Source organism: Sneathiella limimaris (assembly GCF_012932565.1).
Classification (GTDB): Bacteria; Pseudomonadota; Alphaproteobacteria; order Sneathiellales; family Sneathiellaceae; genus Sneathiella; species Sneathiella limimaris.
In genome coordinates this window covers 1,388,866-1,409,113 of the sequence record NZ_JABBYJ010000001.1, presented here as the reverse complement: position 1 = coordinate 1,409,113, position 20,248 = coordinate 1,388,866, and the positions used below count along the sequence as shown (strand labels likewise).

The following is a 20,248-nucleotide window of genomic DNA, read 5'->3' as shown; positions in this document are numbered from 1 at the left end:
AAAGTCGGCCTTACGTTGGCTGAACAGCCGTGGGGAAAACCCACCAGGTCGGGTGCTGGGATTTCAGGAAATCAACCGCTTCCTCTAGACTTTTGGGGTCCTCAAACAGGCCAAAACAAGTGGCGCCACTCCCGCTCATCCGAGCGATCCGGCACCCGGGACGAACCCGAAGCTTTTCCAGAACCTGATGAATAACCGGAGCGAGGGCAATCGCTGGCTCCTGCAAATCGTTGGTCCCCTCCATCAGGGTCTGCCAGGTCATCTCCACCCCTTCAAACGGGGGATGCCCGGGATTGGGATTTTCAGGCCAGTCGAGAGCCTTAAACACTTCCGGCGTTGAGATCGCTTTTCGCGGATTAACCAGGATTATATGTAGCGGGGCATTCAGCAGAAGCGGCGTCAACTGATCACCAATCCCGCGCATCAACAGGGGCTGCCCATAAAGGCAGGCGGGAATATCCGCGCCAAGGGCAAGCCCTATGTCAGCCAGTTCCTCATCACCGATTTTCAATCCCCAAAGCTGATTGAGAAGTTTAAGCGCAGCAGCCGCGTCAGCAGATCCCCCACCAATACCAGAGGCAATCGGCAGGTTTTTCTGCAACGTCAAATGCGCGCCTTTTGAGGTATTTCCAGCCGCCTGAAGGGCCTTTGCAGCCCTCAACACCAAATTCTGGGATGGATCTTCCTTTTTTAGGTCATCTGCAAATGGGCCTGTGATTTCCAGCGACAGATCATCTGCGGCTTCAGCGCTTAACTGGTCCCCGCCTTCGGCGAAAACCACAAGGCTTTCCAGATCATGATAGCCATCATCGCGCCGCCCGGTCACACGGAGTGTTAGGTTTATCTTCGGGTTAGCAACTTCGCTTAAATTCATTCTTTCCTTGGCACCTCAGGGGGTAAGCCATTTTGCAGCTTCTCACGGATCAGAGGAATTTGATCCTCCTCCGGATCGAGCCAAAGGGCCCGCTGCCACTGATATCGGGCTTCGCCAAACCGTCCAACCCGCCAATAAGCATCCCCCAAATGGTCATTGATGGTTGGATCCGCTGCCTGCAGGGAAACTGCTTTTTCCAACTGCAGAACCGCGTTCTCGAAATCCCCGATCCGATAATACAGCCATCCGAGGCTATCGACAATATAGCCATCGCGCGGCCGTAAAGAGACCGCCTTGATAAGCAGTTCTTTCGCCTCTTCCAGATTTTCACCCCGATCGACCCAGGAATAACCCAGATAATTGAGGATCTGCGGATGATTGGGGCGCAGTTCCATGGCTTTCACCAAATCCGCCTCGGCCTCATCCCAAGACTTCATCCGTTCATAGGCAATACCGCGGGCATAAAGAAGTGACCAGAGGCGGGGCGCCCCTTCCTCGAGCTTACTGATGGCTTGACCATAGGCCTCGGCAGCCTGTTGCCAATCCTGACGATCCCGGTAGATATCTGCCAAAACCACAAGCGGCTCTGCATCATTCGGGTTCTGAACCGCAATAGCCTTCAGGTTTGAAATGGCGTCCTGATCCTGCCCCAACTTATAGGCAAGCCAGGATTTCCGGATTTGTGCGTTCCGGTAATAAGGTGAGCTTTGCGCAACCTTGCTATAGAAGAGATGCGCCTTTTCATACTGATCCTGGTCTTCGGCAATTTCGGCCAGCAACACATAGGCCACCGGAAATTCAGGACGCAACATCAAGGCAAAATAACTGAGCGTGATGGATGTGCCATTCGCTCGCTCCTGCCCAATGATAGCAGCAGAGCTGTAAAGGGCTTCTGCCGCGCCCTCAATCGGGTTGCTGATCAATGGTTTGATATTTCCGCCACCGTCAAGGGTTTCCAGCAGCGCAGACATCGTCGGGCTTGCCGGATACCGCTCCTGATAATCGGAAAAGAGCTTTAAGGCTGCCTCACGCTTGCCCTGCTCAATCAGGAAAATTCCATAGGACTGCACAAGCCGCACGGCCTGTCCCGCAGGCCCCTTCAGCGCGAGTTCATACTGCTGCTGAGCCAATTCAGCATTGCCAGCCGCATGGGCAATCAGAGCTAAATGGTAGGATTTCAGAAGTTTGAAACCTTCGTAGTTATCGAGGCTTTCAAGCTGTCCAACAGCAAGATCGGTTTTCCCCTGCGCAATATCAGTCCAAGCGGTCAAAACCGGCTTTAGAAGGATATTAACTCCCTGAAGACGGAGATCCGCAAGCCGCTCTTGAACCTGTTCATATTGCTTGGAGCGAAGGGCATCCAGCGCTAAAACAAGACCGATGGTGTCATCCATCTCATCGCGTTTTTCCAGCTCCCGCGCGAGCTGCAGGGCAACATCCATGTCCCCGTCCGCAAGCGCCGCGCCAAACGCGTTCTGCAGCAGATAGGTATCCTGGCTGTCGAGGGCATAAGCCTTGTCAAAATATTTGAAAGCTGCGCTTGTGTCCCGCTCACGAAGAGCCTGACGTCCGGCCAGATACTGACCTGGCAGCGTATCGCCAATTGCCTCACCCATCCCGGCTTCATCCAGGAAGGTCGGCAGAGCGTAATCAACGCCAGTTCCCTCACCGACTGCAGTACAGCCCGACACAAGGCCCAGCGCCACCAGCCCCAAAACAGACCTTCGGATATTGGACCCAAGCTTGTTTGACATTCTGCCTTTACCTCTGCTTCTGCACACTGAAACGCCTAAACCTTTCAGCTATTTAAATACACTCTGGGCAAAGGGTCCAGACCCTTTCGGGTATTTTCCGGACCCTGTCCAACAGAGATAAGGCACATTCTGGCGGATGCCAGCCCCGATTACATGTTCGGATAGTTGGGGCCGCCAGCACCTTCAGGAACCACCCAGTTGATATTTTGGGTCGGATCCTTGATGTCACATGTCTTACAATGCACACAGTTCTGGGCATTGATCTGAAGACGAGGATTTGATCCATCATCATCGGTTAGGAATTCATACACGCCAGCCGGACAGAAGCGTTGCTCTGGTCCCGCATATTCGGCGTAGTTGACCTTCACAGGAACGCTATCATCTTTCAGCGTCAAGTGAATTGGCTGGTCTTCCTCATGATTGGTGGCTGAGAGGAATACAGAAGACGGCTTATCAAAGCTGTAGACACCATCATATTTCGGATAGTCGATCTTCTTGCAGTCTTTGGCTTTCTTCAGTTGACTGTGGTCGTCATGAATTTCGAATGTCCATGGCTCTTTGCCGCGGAAAAGTTTCAGTGACACTCCAGTATAAAGCGTACCGGCAAGCAGCCCCCAACGGAAGGCTGGACGAGAGTTCCGCACCTTGTGAAGTTCTTTATAAACCCAGCTTTCCTTGAAGAGTTCTGCATATTCGTCCAGAACCTTGACCGGTGTTTCACTGCCACCTTTCAGCGCATTGAAAGCTGCTTCAGCAGCCATCATACCGGTTTTCATGGCTGTGTGCGTACCCTTAATTTTCGGAACGTTCACGAAACCTGCGGAACAACCAATGATCGCGCCGCCTGGGAAGACGAGCTCAGGAATGGACTGGAAGCCACCTTCGTTAATGGCACGAGCACCGTAAGCCACGCGCTTACCGCCTTCCAACATTTCCTTCATCATTGGATGGGTCTTGAAACGCTGGAACTCATCATATGGAGAAAGGTATGGGTTGGTGTAGTCAAGCGCCACCACAAAGCCCACATATGCCTGATTGTTTTCCAGATGATAGACGAAAGATCCGCCATAAGTATCGGAGCCCAGCGGCCAGCCGAATGTATGGAAGATTGTTCCTTCCTGATGCTTTTCAGGATCCAAGTCCCAGATTTCCTTGATGCCGATACCAAAGGACTGAGGATCGCAATCATCGCGAAGACCGAATTTATCAAACAGGGTTTTGGTCAGAGAGCCGCGAACCCCTTCGGCAAACATTGTGTATTTGGCATGCAGTTCCATACCGGGTTCAAAAGCTGGCTTTTTCTCACCATCCCGGCCAACACCCATATCGCCGGTTGCAACACCTTTAACGCTGCCATCCTCGTTATAGAGAACCTCGGCTGCGGCAAAGCCCGGATAAACTTCAACACCCAGCTCCTCAGCCTGTTCGGCGAGCCAGCGGCAGAGGTTACCAAGGCTGATAATATAGTTGCCCTTATTATGAAGATCGGCTGGCAACAGGAAGTTCGGGAAGCGAAGCTCACTGTGCTCTGTCATGAAATAGAAGCGCTCTGCCTTCACCTCGGTATTAAGCGGCGCACCCTTTTCTTTCCAGTCTGGGATCAGTTCATCCAGTGCACGGGTTTCGAATACGTTACCGGACAGAATATGTGCCCCGATTTCGGATCCTTTTTCCAGAACACATACGCTGAGATCCTCACCTGCTTCCATGCTGAGTTGCCGTAATTTGATGGCTGCGGACAGACCGGATGGTCCCCCACCAACAATCACAACATCAAATTCCATAGATTCGCGTTCCATATCCAGCCTCTTCTAGCGTCATTATTCATACCACCCCAAACACACTGACCATTCCTGCACTTTGCGGCGAGCTGGCGTCCGGGTTGGGTCTTTTTTCCCCTGACACTATATTTTTTTTGCGGTGCGTCAATCCTGTTTTGTATAATGTTTGGCGGTTTTCTGCCCTTCTGCAGTCCCTCAGTAACAGTCCTGCGCCCCTGCCAACCGGTTGGAATAGCAATTCCCCTACGGAATCCGCGCCCTTGGGTTAAAAAAACTGTCACAAGGAAGGAAGGCCTTCCAGAGAAGCGCGAACGCCTGCTATGATAGGGTCATGATGAGCGATGCAGGATTGAAAGAGATACTGGATTTTTATGTGAGCGCCGGGGTGGATGAAACCATCGCGGAGACGCCCACCAACTGGTTCGAGGTAAAGGACACCCCTGCAAAGCCAGCAGCCGCACCATCATCAGTCGCAAAACCCGCCCCGCGGGGGACTGGTTCGGCAAGCGCGCTGCTGCAAAAGGCGGCAATGGATAAAGCCACGGCCGCCAAACCGAAAATCAGCGCCAATTCCAAGGAAGTAATTGAAAGAGCTGCGGCCACAGCAAAAGCAGCAACGACACTCGCGGAATTGAAAGAGGCTATTTTAGGCTTTGAGGGCTGCACGTTAAAGCAATGGGCAAACAGCACGGTTTTCGCCGATGGGAATGAAGCTGCTGATCTGATGCTGATCGATCGTCCACCATCTGCAGATGAAGACCGAAGCGGACTGCCTTTTGCGGCCGCTCATGGAGAGATGCTGACAAAGATGCTGGCGGCGATCGGGATTGAGAAAGACAGCCAGACTTACATGACAAGTTGCCTTCCCTGGCGACCTCCTGGCGGCAAGACCCCAACGCCGGAAGAGCAAGCAATTTGTCTGCCGTTTATTGAGCGGCACATTGAACTGAAAGCCCCCAAGATGATCCTCTTTTTCGGAGAAGCGGCCGCCTTCGTGCAAAGGCGTAAAGAAGGGATCAATAAGCTGCGCGGTAAATGGATCGATTATGAAGTTGGAGAGCTGAGCATTCCTGCAACAGCGATCTTCCACCCCCACTTCTTAATGGAACATCCGGCCAGTAAACGGCTGGCCTGGCAGGATCTGTTGTCAGTGAAGGCTGTACTTTCTTCGTGACTATGATACCAACTGCCGCAACAAGAAAAGTTCTGAAATCCAACCGAGGCGTTAGCCTGCCCGGAGTATAAGCGTGCCCAACCGTCGTTCTGTCTTAAGTTTTTTCTATTTCAGCCTGTTCATTGTCGTCCTCGCGACAATGGTGATTGGCCATGGTCCAAACCGGGCTGAAGCACAAGAAATCCCAAGGGTCCTGACACTGAAAGACGCCAATCTCTATGCCAAGATCTTTGAATTACAGCATGAGATGAAATGGAAAGCCGCAGACAAACTGATCAAGCAGGTCAACAACAAGATCCTGATGGGTCATGTGCTTTACATGCGCTATATGCATCCGACCCACTATCGATCCACCTACCCAGAACTTCATATGTGGATGAAGTCTTACGCGGATCATCCTAACTCTGATCGTCTGTATCGCCTTGCAATCACACGGCATCTTTCCGACTGGAAGGCAACCCCGAGGCCAAAAAACACGTCCTATCTCGGGGGTACAGGTCCCGGTCAGCCCTTTCATTATTCCAGATCTTATAAGAGTAAGCGCAAACGTTCTGCACAGGATCGAAATAATGTGGCCCATGCACAGCGGGTGGTGCGCCGATACCTTTACCGCGGTCAACCGACCAATGCGTCTGAATATCTCAATCAGAAAAATGTCAGCCGTCTTCTCGACAAAGTGGAGTATGCCCAGCTTGCTGAGAAAATCGCGCAGAGCTTCTTTCTGTATGGCAAAGATGCCGAGGCCATTGAATATGCGGAAAAATCCCTGCAACGTACAACCTATTACGCGCCCATGGCACACTGGACGGCAGGGCTTGCCGCCTGGAGAGAGGAGCGGCTTGAAAAAGCGGCCAATCATTTTGTTGCCTTGTCCAAGGCCAAGAACATCACCGACTGGATCAAGTCACGGGCCAACTGGTGGGCATCTCGCGCATTCTTAAAACTGGGACAGCCTGAAAAAACCAATGAACATTTGATCGCTGCGGCCAAATACCCGCGCACCTTCTACGGCCTCCTCGCCCTGCGCCAGTTGGGCGTTCGCAAACCATTTGAGTGGGATCTACCGGAACTGAAGGATAAAGATATTGACCGCTTGATGAAAATGCCGGCGATCAAAAGGGCCAAAGCCTTGAGTGAGGCCGCACAGTATCATCTGGCGGAACGGGAGTTGAGATCTGCCTTCCCTGCGTCCAAAACCCAAACCGCTTTGCAACTGCTCTCCCTCGCGGAAAGGATCGGCGCCCCGTCTGTTGCCATGCGGATGGGCATCTATCTTTGGGAACATAAAGACAGCCCCTGGGATGCAGCGATCTATCCCTTGCCCCAGTGGCACCCGCACGGCGGCTTCAAGGTGGATCGCGCGCTGCTGTTCGCTTTCATGCGGCAGGAAAGCGGCTTTTATTCCCGGGCCGAAAGCCCAGCAGGCGCCAAAGGCCTGATGCAGCTGATGCCGCGCACAGCCAGTTATATTGCCAAGGACAGCAGTCTTCGCAACCGAAAGAACCGCAAACTCTTCAACCCGTCTTTTAACCTGGAACTGGGCCAGAAGTATCTGCAATATCTGATGCGCGATGATGCGGTTTCCAACAATCTCTTTTACCTGACCATTGCCTATAACGGGGGCCCTGGAAACCTGATCAAGTGGAAGAAGCGCGCCAAAGGCAGCGAAGACCCCCTCTTTTTCATTGAGGCCATGCAAAGCCGCGAGACCCGCCAGTTTATCAAGCGGGTTCTGACCAACTTCTGGATCTATCGCCATCGGTTGGGTCAGGAGCTTCCAGCCCTTGATGATATTGCAGAAGGTCGCTGGCCGGAATATCATCCCCTGGATAGTAAATCCAAAGACAATAAGGTTGCCACCAATGCCCGGAATTGACGAAAGCCGCCCCTTTATTCCCGTTCGAATTGCCGTCCTGACCGTTTCTGACACGCGCGGGCTGGATGAGGATCGATCCGGCAATACGCTTGTCGAGCGGATTGAAAAGGCGGGTCACATTCTGGCGGACCGCAAAATCGTCAGAGATGAAGTCGAGCTTATCCAGGCGGAGCTGAAAGCCTGGATCGCCAACGACGAGGTGGATGTTGTCATTTCAACAGGCGGCACAGGGGTTACCGGCCGGGATGTCACACCCGAAGCCTTCGAAGCCCTGTATGAGAAATCCATCCCCGGTTTTGGGGAGCTGTTTCGCATGCTGAGTTATCAGAAAATTGGCACTTCCACCATTCAGTCACGGTCCACAGGCGGCGTTGCTGGCGGAACGTACCTCTTTGCGCTGCCCGGCTCCACCGGTGCGGTGAAAGATGGATGGGACGATATTCTGGTGCATCAACTGGATTACCGTTTCATGCCCTGCAACTTTGTCGAACTGTTTGATCGCCTGCAAGAACATCAGAAACGCACCAAGAGCTGACTACCGCGCACCCCCTTCAGAAACTGCATGGCCGATATTTAACCGGCCTTTTGACAAAAAAAGAGTTATTTGCTCACCGATTGTTAAGACTTTGGGCTGATAGTTTAAGTTCATCATTACTTCTGGGGGCTTGTGTTCAGCGAAAATGGCTAACTTCTTTACTGTCGGAAAATACCGGTCGCATAATCGTAGAGACCACCGATTTGAAGTCCCCCGCCTCAATATTGTGCTGGCAGGCAAGCATTTTGAAACCTACGACTGGAGCCTGGGCGGATTTCGCATTCAGGATTTCAAAGGCAGACCCCCTGTTGGAAACGTCCTGACAGTAACTGAACTTTCCTATCCACCAGCCCATCATTGCAAGGTCAATTGCAAAGCAACGGTTACCCGAGTGATTCTCGGCCGCAATCAAGTTGCCTTTTCGTTCCAGGAGCTGGATGAAGACGCCTTTAACTTCCTGGAAGCCGCAAGCCTGCAACGCTTATCTATCCTTTCCAACTCCGTCTAAACTCTTCAGATTCAATAAATACTATTTATTGTTCGCTAAATGTTCTTGTTTTGAGCATGGTCTGTGCTAAAATAAAACATGAACATCCGAAATCTGGACAATTTAGGCGAAAAAACCATCCGCGGGCGCGGTGCGACCCAAAACCCGGATGGACGCTTCCTGACCAGCCAGCGGATCGCTGCCGATGATGGGTGGCAGATAGAAGAGGAAGCGCTTCCCCTTCGGACCCAGGTCACACTGGAACATCCCAAAACGATCCTCTCAAAGAACACATCTCCGGATCTGCCTTTTGACCGATCCATCAACCCTTATCGAGGGTGCGAACATGGCTGTGTTTATTGCTACGCAAGGCCAACTCATGCGTATCTGGATCTGTCCCCCGGTCTTGATTTTGAAAGCCAGCTTTACGCCAAACCGAACGCAGCGACGCTTTTGCAAAAAACGTTGAGCCATCCCGGCTATAGTCCCGCACCCATCGCTTTTGGCACCAACACCGACCCTTATCAACCGATCGAGAAAACCTACAGGATCACGAGGGAGCTTCTGGAACTGCTGGTCGAGGTCAAACACCCCTTTACCATCACGACAAAGTCTGATCTGGTCTTGCGAGATATGGATCTTCTAAGGCGTGCCGCATCAGAAAACCTCACTTGCGTTTGTCTGTCCGTCACGTCCCTCGATAATCGGTTATCCAGAAGGATGGAGCCACGAGCATCGGCGCCCCACAAACGCCTCGCCGCGATCGAGAAATTAAGCCGCGCAGGAATAAGGGTGATTGTCCAGATGGCCCCGGTTATTCCGGCCATAAATGACATGGAGATGGAAGCCGTTCTGAAAGCAGCGAGGGACGCCGGCGCAACGCAAGCCGTCTACATCCCGATCCGACTGCCGCTGGAGGTTTCGGATCTGTTCCAAGGTTGGCTGGAAGAGCACTATCCGGACCGGGCCTCCAAGGTCATGAAACTCATCCGCTCCATGCGGGAGGGTAAGGATAACGACGGCAATTTTGGCAGCCGCATGTCTGGGAGCGGTCCTTACGCAGAACTGATCCGCAGCCGGTTCAGCAAAATCTGCCGCGACCTTGGCTTCAAGGGCCGCAAATACGACCTCGCCACCGACCGCTTCATCCGCCCCTCAAAACCAACGGATCAGTTCAGCCTGTTTTAAAGGCAGGAAAAGCAGCCCCCCCCAACAAATCAGCCCTTGCTATTTTCTAGACGATCGGTCTATAAATAGGAATGAGCAATTCAGAACCCTTAAAAAGAGGACGTGGTCGGCCGCCCAAGCAGTTTGCTGGGGAGATGGAGGGACGCGACTTACTTGTTCGTAAGGGTATGGAGCTGCTGACTGAGAAGGGCTTTATCAGCACCGGAATCAGCGAGCTTCTGGAAGGAACGGATATTCCCAAAGGGTCCTTCTATCACTATTTTAAGAGCAAAGACGCGTTTGGACTGGAAGTGCTGGAGGCTTATGGCCGGTATTTTGACCACCTGCTGGACGGGTATCTCCTTGCCGAGGATGTCCCGCCGCTCAAACGCCTGCAGAATTTTATGGATGGTGCGATCGGCTGGATCGAGCGACATGAATTTCGCCGCGGTTGCTTGATCGGCAATATGGGACAGGAAGCCAGCGGCCTGAACGCCGAGTTTAGTGAACGGCTGGAAGCTGTGTTTGAAGGCTGGCAAAACCGAATTGCCAGATGCCTTGACGCGGCTCAGGTCATTGGCGATTTAAGTCCGGATATTGAGACCCATAAAATGGCGACCTTCTTCTGGATAGGCTGGGAGGGCGCGATCCTTCGGGCCAAACTGGTGAAATCGACCGAACCGCTTAATCTGTTTCGGGAGGTGTTCTTCTCCCAACTCAAAATTTCAACCCAATAAATTCAAAACTCAATGTGCTGAAAAAAGGAAACTGTCATGAAGGCCATTCTCATCACCAAAGATGACGATAAGTACGAAGCCAAGCTGACCGAGGTGGACGAGCAGGATCTGCCGGAGGGAGATGTCAAAATCAAGGTGGATTATTCGACCCTGAATTATAAAGACGGGCTGGCGATTACAGGCGCCTCACCTGTGGTGCGCAAATTCCCGATGATCCCAGGTATCGATGTTGCCGGCGTGGTCGAGGAAAGCAGTCACGCTGACTATAAAGCCGGAGACAAAGTTGTTCTGAATGGTTGGGGTGTTGGCGAAGTCCATTGGGGTGGCCTTGCCGAGAAGATCCGCCTGAACGGTGACTGGCTGGTCCCGCTGCCTGAAAAATTTAGCGCAAAACAGGCGATGGCAATTGGAACAGCCGGCTATACGGCAATGCTGTGCGTAATGGCCCTTGAAGATCAGGGCGTCACGCCAGACAAGGGCGACATTCTGGTTACTGGTGCAGTTGGCGGTGTAGGCAGTGTCGCGGTTTCCCTGCTTGCTAAGCTGGGATACCGGGTTGTGGCATCCACAGGTCGCCCGGAAGAGGAAGACTATCTAAAATCCCTTGGCACTGCTGAGATTATCAACCGTGCGGAGCTATCCGAAAAAGGACGCCCACTTGGCAAAGAGCAGTGGGCCGGCGCCGTTGATACGGTTGGCAGTCACACCCTCGCCAATGTTTGCGCTGGTATTAAATATGGCGGTGCGGTTGCAGCTTGCGGTCTTGCACAAGGGTTTGATCTTCCAGCAACCGTTATGCCCTTCATCCTGCGCGGCGTGATCCTGAACGGTGTGGACAGTGTGATGTGCCCGAAAGAGAAACGCTTGAAAGCCTGGGCACGGCTCGCCAAAGATCTGGATATGTCCCATATCGACCTGATCACCAAAGAGATCACCCTGGAAGAAGCCATTCCGACAGCCAAGTCCCTGCTGGAAGGCAAGGTCAAAGGCCGTGTCGTCGTCAACGTAAACGCATAATTGGGTAAGGATCCTAAAATGAGTGTAAAACCCATCAGTCGGTATTCTGTTCCCGATGTCCTGGATCTGCCAGAGGATATGAAAGAGTTGATCCTTGGTGTTCAGGAAAAAGCAGGCTTTATTCCCAATGTGTTTCTCGCCCTCGCCCATCGGCCAGACGAGTTGCGCGCCTTTTTCAATTATCATGATGCGATCATGCTGAGAGAAGGGTCCAACCTGACCAAGGCAGAAAAAGAAATGATCATTGTGGCCACCTCATCCGACAATCACTGTCTTTATTGTGTGGTGGCTCACGGAGCTCTTCTTCGGATTTATGCAAAAGAGCCGCTGATCGCCGATCAGATTGCCACCAACTATCACAAGGCTGACATTACAGAGCGGCAAAAAGCCATGCTGGATTTCGCCCTGAAAATTTCCAACGAAGCCCACACGGTTGGAGAGGCGGACTTCGAGATTTTACGTAGCCATGGATTTGATGACGAGGATATCTGGGATATCGGCGCCATCACCGCCTTCTTTGGATTGAGCAATCGAATGGCAAACCTGACAGCAATGCGTCCTAATGACGAGTTTTACGCCATGGGACGGGAGCCACGCTGATCCATGCCGGACTTTGCCTTTGAGGATCAGCTGGATGGTTTGATCGCTGGTGTGGATGAAGTTGGACGGGGCCCCTTTGCGGGCCCCGTTGTCGCAGCTGCTGTGATCCTGGATCGAACGAATGTACCGGAGGGAATGACGGACTCAAAAAAGCTGTCGTTAAAAAGCCGAGAGGCCCTTTTCGATCTGATCATCAGCTCTGCAATGGTTGGAATTGGAGAGGCCAGCGTCCCCGAAATCGATGAATTTAATATCCTGAAAGCCACTTTTCTGGCTATGAAACGGGCGGTGGAAGCCCTTCCCCAAAAGCCGGATCATCTGCTTGTGGACGGCAACCGAGATCCGAAAATTCACCCCTCAACACAACTTATAGTAAAAGGTGACAACAAATCACTCTCCATTTCGGCGGCATCCATTGTTGCAAAAGTGACACGGGATCGAAAAATGAAGGCTCTTTCTGAGCGATATCCGCACTATGGATGGGAGCGAAATGCGGGTTACGGGACAGCCGAGCATCGCAAGGGATTGTTGCAATTTGGTGTCACGCCACAACATAGGCGAAGCTTCGCCCCAATCCGGAAACTTCTGGAATCCACTGAGTCTTAAATTTAACTCTTTGCTCTAACTTACTGATTCCACAAATTTTATTGACGGAGCGAATCGGCCGACTCAGAATTACTGTCACGCGATATCAAAACCAACTGCGAAGACAGACATGAAAACCATACCGCTTAACAAGATCCTGAAAGGCGACTGCATCGAGCTGATGAACAGTCTGCCAGAAAAATCCGTGGACATGATTTTTGCGGATCCACCCTATAACATGCAACTCTCTGGTGAGCTCCGCCGCCCCGATGACAGCCGGGTCGATGCCGTTGACGATCACTGGGACCAGTTCGACAGTTTCCAGGTTTACGACCAGTTCACGAGAGACTGGCTAAAAGCCGCAAAACGGGTCCTGAAAGACAATGGAACCCTGTGGGTGATCGGCTCGTATCACAATATTTTCCGGGTCGGCGCGACATTGCAGGATCTGGGATATTGGATGCTGAACGATGTGATCTGGCGGAAAAGTAACCCAATGCCCAACTTTCGCGGCACCCGCCTGACCAATGCCCATGAAACGCTGATCTGGTGCGCCAAGGACCAGAACGCCAAAAACATCACCTTCAATTATGACGCTTTGAAAGTGATGAATGATGATGTGCAAATGCGTTCTGATTGGCACCTGCCGATTTGCAGTGGCAATGAACGCCTCAAAATTGATGGCGAGAAAGCACACACAACCCAGAAACCAGAAGCCCTGCTCTATCGGGTTCTGATGACATCTTCCAAACCCGGTGATGTGATCCTGGATCCTTTCTTTGGTTCAGGCACCACAGGCGCCGTTGCCAAGCGACTGGGCCGGCGGTACATTGGACTGGAACGAGAAGACAAATATATCGAAGTTGCGACAAAACGGATCGCCAAAGTTCAACCTTTAAAAGGGGAAGAGCTGGAAGTCACACGTGGCAAACGGCAGGAGCCAAGGGTTCCTTTTGGATCCGTGGTCGAGCGGGGACTTCTCAATGCCGGTCAGGTCCTGTTTGACAGCCGCAAACGATATAAAGCCAAAGTCCGGGCTGATGGCAGCCTGGTCGCCTCTGACATCAGCGGGTCTATCCATAAAGTGGGTGCCCAGCTGCAGGGATCGAGTACATGTAACGGATGGACATTCTGGCATTTCGACGTGGAAGGCAAAACGGTGCCGATCGACGTCCTTCGCCAGCAAGTCCGATCCGAAATGACCAACTGATCAGGGGGTCCGCCCCCTTTCATCCATATGCAAGGGGGCATGATGAAACAAACTTTACTTGGAACTGCACTTTTCCTGCTGGCCAGCACAACCATGGCCAGCGCGCTTACCTTTAATTCCGCTCAGTTTATCGGCATTGATCGTAATGCTGACAACATGATCTCGATGGAAGAGGCGCAAGGCTTTCGCCATCGGTATTTCACGACATTGGATATCGATGGGAATGGCGAGGTTTCCTTCGCTGAGTATGTCGAAGCCAATAAGCTGAAAAGTGTAAGTTCCAACCCGGATGCACCGGTTAAGATGACCGACGAATTCAAAGAGGCCGACGCCAATGGCGACAAGACATTGACCATGGCTGAATTTCTGGCTGTCGGCGAAGCACATTTCAAACTGCTGGATAAAGATGGGGACGGGTTCGTCTCCCGCGATGAGTTCGTAGCCCCCGGCCTTTAAAATCGCCTAGAGGGGCAGGCTCCCCTGCCCCTTGGACACCACCTTTACCACCTTGTTCATCAGGGTTGGCAGCGCAATATCCCCAAAACCGGTTGGCGCTATCCATTGGAGCTGATTGGACGGGCGAACCTGATCCGCCGCAACCTGATAGATTTGCGGACTGAGTTTAAGCTGAAAATGGGTGAAGGTATGAACTACCTCCTGCGCAACTGCCTGAACATTTTCATCTGCCTCAAGACCCAACTCGACCTTTAATTGACCAACCTCAGAAGGCTGACTTTCCCCTTCTGTCCAGTCCGTGGACGGAAATTCCATCATTCCACCAAGAAGACCCTTTTCGGGTCGGCGTCGCATCAGAACCTCACCTTTTTCATTCTCTATCCAAAGAACAAACGCCGATTTAACAGGCTTGACCTTTTTAGGTGCCTTTTTGGGATAGGCTTCGGCAATTTCCTGTCCGGAAACATGGCAAAGATCAGTTACCGGACATCTGTCACATGCAGGCTTTTTAGGCCGACAAATCCGCGAGCCGATATCCATCAAGGCTTGTGCATAATCACCGGGTCTGTCCTTTGGGGTTACTGTGGCGGCATGCTCCTTGATAACAGGCCGCCCCGCAGGCAAAGTTTCCTCAAGCTGAAAAACCCGGCAAATAATGCGCTCAATATTTCCATCAATGACAACGGCGGGCTCATCGAAGGCAATAGCAGCGATGGCGGCGGCGGTGTAGGGGCCGACACCGGGCAAGGTCAGCAATTCGTCCTCACTTCCCGGAAATTGCCCGCCATAATTATGCCAAACTACCCCCGCACATTTATGTAAATTACGTGCCCGGGCGTAATAGCCAAGCCCCGCCCAGGCCGTCAGCACATCATCCAGAGGAGCCAGCGCCAGATGCTTCACGGTCGGCCATTGGTCCAGAAATTTCTGAAAATACGGCCCGACTGTAGCGACTGTCGTCTGCTGCAGCATGATCTCGCTCAACCAGACATGATAAGGATCCGGTCGCTCTCCCCCTTGGCTGCGCCAGGGCAACTCACGGGCATGTTCGTCATACCAGGTCAGGATCTTTTCGGGAAATCTGTCGCGCGCGATATTGTGACTAGCCATCTCACCTGAAATTAATCATTCTTTTGAACCGTTTGGGTTCCTATATCACAAGGATCAGTCAGTCCGATAAAGAGTTTTGGAAATTTGAGAAAGTTTGCACAGAAAGCCGGGCCTCAGGCCATTGGCCGATTTATCGACAAGAATACCAAGGCAGCCCTTGTAAAGAGGGGCTTTGCCCAGGCTGACATCCTGTCCAAATGGGCGAGCATTGTTGGCCCGACCCTTGCCGGTGCGTCCAGTCCTGAACGGATGAGCTATGGCAGGTCAAAAACTCATGAGGCAACACTGAAAGTTCGGGTAGCCCCCGGCTTTGCCCCGGAATTTCAACAGTTTGAACCCTTGATTATTGAGCGAATCAATAGCTTCTTCGGATATAAGGCTGTTGCTCGTCTACAATTAATCCAGGCACCTGTAAAACTGCAGAAATCTGCGGATAAAAAGCCACTTCCAGCGCTAAATAAGGATCAGGAGGCGTGGCTCGATGCCAGCCTTCAGTCGGTCTCCGACCCGGATTTGAAGGATCAGTTGACCCGTCTTGGGCAAAAACTGGTCAGCAAAAACGCCCTGCTGAACAAGCAAAAAACAACCTGAAATCAACGAATTAACGCCTAAATTCAGAACAAGACAGAAATGTTTGAGGAATCAATTATGAAAGATTATAATTGCACAACATCTAGTATGAAAGAGTCCAAATTGAAGCTTACACGACGACATTTTGTATCATCCGCCGCCATGACTCCGGTTGCTTTTGCTGCCTCCTCATTGATTGCAGCAACACCTGCCAGAGCAGATGTTATGGAAATCCGCGAAGATGACACGATCCTCGGCGATCGGACGGCCCCAATTGCCATTGTTGAGTATGCATCCCTGACCTGCCCACATTGCGCTGACTTTCACAGGATCGTTATGCCTAGTCTGAAGAAAGATTACATCGATACCGGCAAGGCTTACCTGATCTATCGGGACTATCCTTGGGATCAGAATGCGTTCTTTGCGTCTGTCCTTGCACATACAGCAGGTGAAAAGCGGTTTTTCCCAACTTTGGAAATCCTCTATGCCAAGCAGGCTGAATGGGGCAACGCAAGCGATGTGATTGCGGCGCTGAAAGATATCGGAAAGATGGTCGGCGTTCCTGCAGCCAAGTTTGATGCAGCGCTGAAGGATGAAGCCCTTGGGGAAGCCATTCTTATGGACCGCATGGTTGCCGCCAATGAGTATGACGTGAATGCCACGCCAACGATCTTCATTAATGGTGAAGAATTTGAGGGCGATTGGGAAGAGTATGAAAACGTCGACAATTACCTCAAAGATCTTCTGTAAACCATGATGGAGGGGCCGTGAAATTTTCTCAATTACGTCTGTCCGGTTTCAAATCCTTTGTGGAGCCAACAGAATTATTGATTAAAGACGGCCTCACCGGCATTGTCGGACCCAACGGGTGCGGCAAGTCCAATCTTGTGGAGGCGCTGCGCTGGGTCATGGGGGAGACATCCGCCAAAAATATGCGCGGCGGTGCCATGGACGATGTGATCTTTGCGGGCACTACTAGCCGCGCCCCGCGCAGCTGGGCCGAAGTTACCCTGGGCTTGGACAATAAAGACCGGGCAGCACCTCCTGCTTATAATGACACTGAAGAGCTGGATATCACCCGGCGGATCCGCAGAGAAGCCGGATCTGATTACCGGATCAACGGGAAAGTGACCCGTGCCCGGGATGTGCAACTTCTGTTCGCTGATATGGCGACAGGTGCCCATTCAACAGCGATTGTCAGTCAAGGCCGCGTCGGGTCCCTCATTAATGCCAAGCCCAAAGACCGACGCCATCTGCTGGAGGAAGCCGCCGGGATTTCCGGCCTGCATTCCCGCCGCCATGAGGCAGAGCTGCGACTGAAAGCAGCTGAGAATAACCTTGAACGGGTTGATGATGTTTCCGGTCAGCTAGAAGTCCAATTGGGGAGCCTGAAGCGGCAAGCCCGGCAGGCAACCCGTTATCGCAATATTTCTGGTCATATTCGAAAAGCAGAAGCCATGCTGCTCTTTCGGAAATATGAAAAAGCAGCCGCTACCGAAGCTGATGCCCGCCAAAAACTGAAAGAGGCAAGCGATGCCGTTGCCGAACTGACAAAACAGGTAGCCCTTGCCCAAAATGCAAGCTTGAAGGCGGGCGAAGCCCTCGGCCCTTTGCGGGATGCGGATGCTGCTGCAGCGGCACAAGTCAACAAACTGACATTGCAAAAAGATCATTTGCAAACGGAAGAAGACCGCATCCTGAAAGCCCGCCAACAGCTTGAAGACCGAAAAACCCAGATTTCCAGTGATATGGAACGGGAAAAATCCCTGGAGACGGAAGCCGCCGAAGCGATAGAGGCTCTGGCGCAAGAAGTCGAGAGCTTGACCGCAACTGAGGAAGCTGAGGCCCCGACCTTAGAAACCCTCACCAAAGAAATTGACGACAAACAAGCGATCATCCGCAACCTGCAAGCAGAACTGGATGAAAAGACGGAAGCGCTCGCCGCTGCCCGCGCTGAACAAAACAGTCTGGAACAGCAACTGGCTGCTGCCACGCGCGAGAAAGAACGCCAGGAAAGCAAACTTTCTGAAATCGAAAAAGAACGGCTTGTTCTTAAAAATAGCCTTGAACAGCTGGAGAAAAATGAACCGGTTGAGGCGGAACTGAAAACGGCCCTTGAGAAATCCCAAAATCTTCAAGCAGAACTGGACGGACTGGAAAGCCAAAAGGCAGAACTGGATCAAGCGGAAAAAGACGCACGGAACCAGCTTCAGACTTCTGAGAAAAGTCTTGCTGCAACGGAGGCAGAGATCAAAGCGATCAAGAGCCTATTGGCGGCGTCTGATCAAGGAGAATGGACGGGAGTTGCTGAAGGTCTGGACGTAACTGCAGGTTACGAGACGGCGCTTGGTGCCGCGCTTGGCGATGACCTGGATGCTCCAACGGATGCGGATGCACCCGGATATTGGAGCGGCGCAGCAAAACCGGATCAAGGCTTTGCCGACAAAGTTGAGACACTAGACCAATTTGTGAAGGGTGAAAGTGCGCTAGCGGCCAGACTGTCGCAAATTGCGGTCGTTGATCCAAGTGATGTGGACGCTATTGTTAAAAGCCTGAAACCCGGACAGCGGGCTGTCACCAAAGAAGGTGATCTTTATCGCTGGGATGGGTATCGGCAAAAAGCCGGGAGCAAATCCGCTGCAGCTCTTCGTCTGGAGCAGAAAAACCGGCTACAGGATTTAGAAGAAACACAGCGGACACAGGAAGCTGCAAAAGATCAACAGGCTGAAAAACTTTCTGTTGCCGAAAGTAATGCCCAGGAGGTTAGAACCCAGGAGAAGGAAATCCGGCAATCACGAAGAGCTGTTGAGGAAGAGCTCAATCGCTTGCGCGCCCGACAAGCCGAACAGCAGCGCGCAGTTGCTACCAAGACCAGCCGACTGCAGGTCCTCAACGAACAAGTAGAGGCCCTCACTCAAGATATCAGCGACACTAAATCCCGCCAGAGTGAACTGACCCGCCAACAGGCAGAGATGAGCGATCCTGGTGAAGGACAAGCGGATCTGGACAGATTGAGAAACACCTTGCGGGAAAAACGCGAAGAGGCTGCCCGCACCCGATCAGACCTGGACCGAAAACTTCGTGATGCGGCGATCCGCAAAGACCGGATCAAATCCGCGACTCAGGAGCGGGAAAACTGGATCCGTCGATCCAGTGGCATGGCAGATCATTTTGCCCAGTTGGAAATCCGCTTTTCCAGCACTGATCAGGAACTAAAAGATCTGGAAACCAAGCCGCAAGAGCTTGAACGCCTGCGCGGCGAGTTGATGGATGAAATGGCCCGGGCAGAAGGCAAGCGCACGACTATTCGTGAACAGGTGGCAGAGGCCGAATCAGTTCTTGCCCAATGTGACGCTGCACTTCGTCAGGCACAGGACTCGCTGGCAACCTGCCGCGAAGAGCGGGTTCGCTATCAAGCCGATGTAGAACATAGCGAGGATATCCTGAAATCCCTGGCTGAGCAGATCCATGAAAAGCTGGAATGTATGCCTGACAAGATCAAGGAAGCCGGCGGCATTGAGGAGGGAGAAGAGATTCCCCCCGTTGATGTCAGTGAACGGAAAGTTGAGCGGCTGAAGAAAGAACGCGATGGCATGGGTCCTGTGAACCTGCGAGCGGAAATCGAAGCCAAGGAAGTAGATGAGCAGCTCACTACCCTTTTGGAAGAGCGTGCCGATCTGGAAGCCGCCATCTCCCGCCTGCGGCAAGGTATTGCCAGCCTTAACAAAGAAGGTCGGGAGCGGCTCCTCAACGCTTTCAAACAGGTAGATTCTCATTTTCAGGATCTGTTCAAGCAGGTGTTCGGCGGGGGTTATGCTCATCTGAAACTGACGGAATCAGAGGACCCACTGGCTGCAGGACTGGAAATTATGGCCAGTCCGCCTGGCAAACGCCTTCAACTTATGTCGCTTTTATCCGGTGGGGAACAGGCATTAACAGCAGTTGCCTTGCTCTTTGCCGTGTTCCTCACCAACCCAGCACCTATTTGTGTACTGGATGAGGTGGACGCCCCACTGGATGATGTGAACGTTGAACGCCTGTGTAACCTGCTGGATCAACTGGCAAAAAATTCCGAGACGCGCTTCCTTGTCGTCACCCATCACCCCATTACAATGGCCCGGATGGATCGGCTGTTCGGGGTTACGATGGCTGAGCGGGGAATCTCTCAACTGGTTTCAGTTGATCTGCAACGAGCCCGCCTGATGACAGAAGAGCCAGTCTAGGGACGAAGAAAGGCTGAAACTCCGCCATTTTGGGCTTTCCACAATGGTTCATTTTTCGGTGTCGTTTGCACCTTGACAGCCCGGGAGGCAGA

The 20,248-nt window shown here is 52.3% G+C and carries 18 protein-coding genes; 14 read left to right on the top strand and 4 right to left on the bottom strand.

Going from position 1 to position 20,248, the window contains the following annotated elements:
• Nucleotides 1-10: 10 nt before the first annotated feature.
• The 3 genes from HH301_RS06835 to HH301_RS06825 all read right to left on the bottom strand — a co-directional run bounded on the left by HH301_RS06835 (nt 11) and on the right by HH301_RS06825 (nt 4,427).
• On the bottom strand, nt 11-874 hold the full coding sequence (locus HH301_RS06835; protein WP_169567861.1) for a 4-(cytidine 5'-diphospho)-2-C-methyl-D-erythritol kinase: 864 nt from the start codon (nt 872-874) through the stop codon (nt 11-13).
• Nucleotides 871-2,628, bottom strand: coding sequence for a tetratricopeptide repeat protein (locus HH301_RS06830; protein WP_169567859.1), 1,758 nt, complete (start codon nt 2,626-2,628; stop codon nt 871-873). The genes HH301_RS06835 and HH301_RS06830 overlap by 4 nt, the downstream gene beginning before the upstream one ends.
• A gap of 149 nt (nt 2,629-2,777) precedes the next feature.
• Nucleotides 2,778-4,427, bottom strand: coding sequence for an electron transfer flavoprotein-ubiquinone oxidoreductase (locus HH301_RS06825; RefSeq protein WP_169567857.1), 1,650 nt, complete (start codon nt 4,425-4,427; stop codon nt 2,778-2,780).
• A gap of 313 nt (nt 4,428-4,740) precedes the next feature.
• Between HH301_RS06825 and HH301_RS06820 the strand changes: the two genes are divergently transcribed.
• The 11 genes from HH301_RS06820 (at nt 4,741) to HH301_RS06770 (ending at nt 14,253) form a co-directional block, all read left to right on the top strand.
• Nucleotides 4,741-5,583: a uracil-DNA glycosylase gene (locus HH301_RS06820; protein WP_206378211.1), complete on the top strand. Its 843-nt coding sequence runs from the start codon at nt 4,741-4,743 to the stop codon at nt 5,581-5,583.
• Nucleotides 5,584-5,656: 73 nt separating this feature from the next.
• The gene (locus HH301_RS17855) at nt 5,657-7,459 is read left to right on the top strand and encodes a transglycosylase SLT domain-containing protein (protein ID WP_169567853.1); all 1,803 of its coding nucleotides are present in this window, start codon (nt 5,657-5,659) and stop codon (nt 7,457-7,459) included.
• On the top strand, nt 7,446-7,994 hold the full coding sequence (gene moaB, locus HH301_RS06810; RefSeq protein ID WP_169567851.1) for a molybdenum cofactor biosynthesis protein B: 549 nt from the start codon (nt 7,446-7,448) through the stop codon (nt 7,992-7,994). Before HH301_RS17855 ends, moaB begins: the two co-directional genes overlap by 14 nt.
• Before the next feature lie 145 nt (nt 7,995-8,139).
• Nucleotides 8,140-8,502: a hypothetical protein gene (locus tag HH301_RS06805; protein ID WP_169567849.1), complete on the top strand. Its 363-nt coding sequence runs from the start codon at nt 8,140-8,142 to the stop codon at nt 8,500-8,502.
• A gap of 78 nt (nt 8,503-8,580) precedes the next feature.
• Nucleotides 8,581-9,669: a PA0069 family radical SAM protein gene (locus HH301_RS06800; RefSeq protein ID WP_169567847.1), complete on the top strand. Its 1,089-nt coding sequence runs from the start codon at nt 8,581-8,583 to the stop codon at nt 9,667-9,669.
• Between the two features lie 71 nt (nt 9,670-9,740).
• Nucleotides 9,741-10,385 carry an acrylate utilization transcriptional regulator AcuR gene (acuR, locus tag HH301_RS06795; RefSeq protein ID WP_169567845.1) on the top strand — a complete coding sequence of 215 codons (645 nt, stop codon included), beginning with the start codon at nt 9,741-9,743 and terminating at the stop codon, nt 10,383-10,385.
• Nucleotides 10,386-10,421: 36 nt separating this feature from the next.
• Nucleotides 10,422-11,402 carry an acrylyl-CoA reductase (NADPH) gene (gene acuI, locus HH301_RS06790; protein ID WP_169567844.1) on the top strand — a complete coding sequence of 327 codons (981 nt, stop codon included), beginning with the start codon at nt 10,422-10,424 and terminating at the stop codon, nt 11,400-11,402.
• 18 nt (nt 11,403-11,420) lie between these two features.
• Nucleotides 11,421-12,002: a peroxidase-related enzyme gene (locus HH301_RS06785; RefSeq protein WP_169567842.1), complete on the top strand. Its 582-nt coding sequence runs from the start codon at nt 11,421-11,423 to the stop codon at nt 12,000-12,002.
• Nucleotides 12,003-12,005: 3 nt separating this feature from the next.
• Complete coding sequence (locus HH301_RS06780; protein WP_169567840.1) at nt 12,006-12,608, top strand: ribonuclease HII; 603 nt, start codon at nt 12,006-12,008, stop codon at nt 12,606-12,608.
• A 109-nt stretch (nt 12,609-12,717) separates the two neighbouring features.
• Nucleotides 12,718-13,797: a site-specific DNA-methyltransferase gene (locus HH301_RS06775; RefSeq protein WP_169567838.1), complete on the top strand. Its 1,080-nt coding sequence runs from the start codon at nt 12,718-12,720 to the stop codon at nt 13,795-13,797.
• Between the two features lie 42 nt (nt 13,798-13,839).
• The gene (locus tag HH301_RS06770; RefSeq protein WP_169567836.1) at nt 13,840-14,253 is read left to right on the top strand and encodes an EF-hand domain-containing protein; all 414 of its coding nucleotides are present in this window, start codon (nt 13,840-13,842) and stop codon (nt 14,251-14,253) included.
• 6 nt (nt 14,254-14,259) lie between these two features.
• Here the strand turns inward: HH301_RS06770 and mutY are convergent, their stop codons facing one another.
• Complete coding sequence (gene mutY / locus HH301_RS06765; protein ID WP_169567834.1) at nt 14,260-15,363, bottom strand: A/G-specific adenine glycosylase; 1,104 nt, start codon at nt 15,361-15,363, stop codon at nt 14,260-14,262.
• Between the two features lie 84 nt (nt 15,364-15,447).
• Here mutY and HH301_RS06760 point away from each other — a divergent pair, with 84 nt between their 5' ends.
• From HH301_RS06760 to smc, 3 genes are read left to right on the top strand one after another with little or no spacing between them, the layout of a single operon-like run.
• The gene (locus HH301_RS06760) at nt 15,448-15,954 is read left to right on the top strand and encodes a DUF721 domain-containing protein (protein ID WP_169567832.1); all 507 of its coding nucleotides are present in this window, start codon (nt 15,448-15,450) and stop codon (nt 15,952-15,954) included.
• Between the two features lie 57 nt (nt 15,955-16,011).
• Nucleotides 16,012-16,683, top strand: coding sequence for a DsbA family protein (locus HH301_RS06755; RefSeq protein ID WP_169567829.1), 672 nt, complete (start codon nt 16,012-16,014; stop codon nt 16,681-16,683).
• A gap of 17 nt (nt 16,684-16,700) precedes the next feature.
• Nucleotides 16,701-20,156 carry a chromosome segregation protein SMC gene (gene smc / locus HH301_RS06750; protein ID WP_169567827.1) on the top strand — a complete coding sequence of 1,152 codons (3,456 nt, stop codon included), beginning with the start codon at nt 16,701-16,703 and terminating at the stop codon, nt 20,154-20,156.
• Nucleotides 20,157-20,248: the final 92 nt, after the last annotated feature.

Excerpts from the sequence above, each read along its gene's own strand:
- HH301_RS06820 (WP_206378211.1), top strand. The coding sequence starts at position 4,741 with ATGATGAGCGATGCAGGATTGAAAGAGATACTGGATTTTTATGTGAGC.
- acuI (WP_169567844.1), top strand. The coding sequence starts at position 10,422 with ATGAAGGCCATTCTCATCACCAAAGATGACGATAAGTACGAAGCCAAG.
- HH301_RS06800 (WP_169567847.1), top strand. The coding sequence starts at position 8,581 with ATGAACATCCGAAATCTGGACAATTTAGGCGAAAAAACCATCCGCGGG.
- HH301_RS06770 (WP_169567836.1), top strand. The coding sequence starts at position 13,840 with ATGAAACAAACTTTACTTGGAACTGCACTTTTCCTGCTGGCCAGCACA.
- HH301_RS06780 (WP_169567840.1), top strand. The coding sequence starts at position 12,006 with ATGCCGGACTTTGCCTTTGAGGATCAGCTGGATGGTTTGATCGCTGGT.
- HH301_RS06755 (WP_169567829.1), top strand. The coding sequence starts at position 16,012 with ATGAAAGATTATAATTGCACAACATCTAGTATGAAAGAGTCCAAATTG.
- mutY (WP_169567834.1), bottom strand. The coding sequence starts at position 15,363 with ATGGCTAGTCACAATATCGCGCGCGACAGATTTCCCGAAAAGATCCTG.
- HH301_RS06825 (WP_169567857.1), bottom strand. The coding sequence starts at position 4,427 with ATGGAACGCGAATCTATGGAATTTGATGTTGTGATTGTTGGTGGGGGA.
- HH301_RS06775 (WP_169567838.1), top strand. The coding sequence starts at position 12,718 with ATGAAAACCATACCGCTTAACAAGATCCTGAAAGGCGACTGCATCGAG.
- HH301_RS06830 (WP_169567859.1), bottom strand. The coding sequence starts at position 2,628 with ATGTCAAACAAGCTTGGGTCCAATATCCGAAGGTCTGTTTTGGGGCTG.
- moaB (WP_169567851.1), top strand. The coding sequence starts at position 7,446 with ATGCCCGGAATTGACGAAAGCCGCCCCTTTATTCCCGTTCGAATTGCC.
- HH301_RS06785 (WP_169567842.1), top strand. The coding sequence starts at position 11,421 with ATGAGTGTAAAACCCATCAGTCGGTATTCTGTTCCCGATGTCCTGGAT.
- HH301_RS06835 (WP_169567861.1), bottom strand. The coding sequence starts at position 874 with ATGAATTTAAGCGAAGTTGCTAACCCGAAGATAAACCTAACACTCCGT.
- acuR (WP_169567845.1), top strand. The coding sequence starts at position 9,741 with ATGAGCAATTCAGAACCCTTAAAAAGAGGACGTGGTCGGCCGCCCAAG.
- HH301_RS06805 (WP_169567849.1), top strand. The coding sequence starts at position 8,140 with ATGGCTAACTTCTTTACTGTCGGAAAATACCGGTCGCATAATCGTAGA.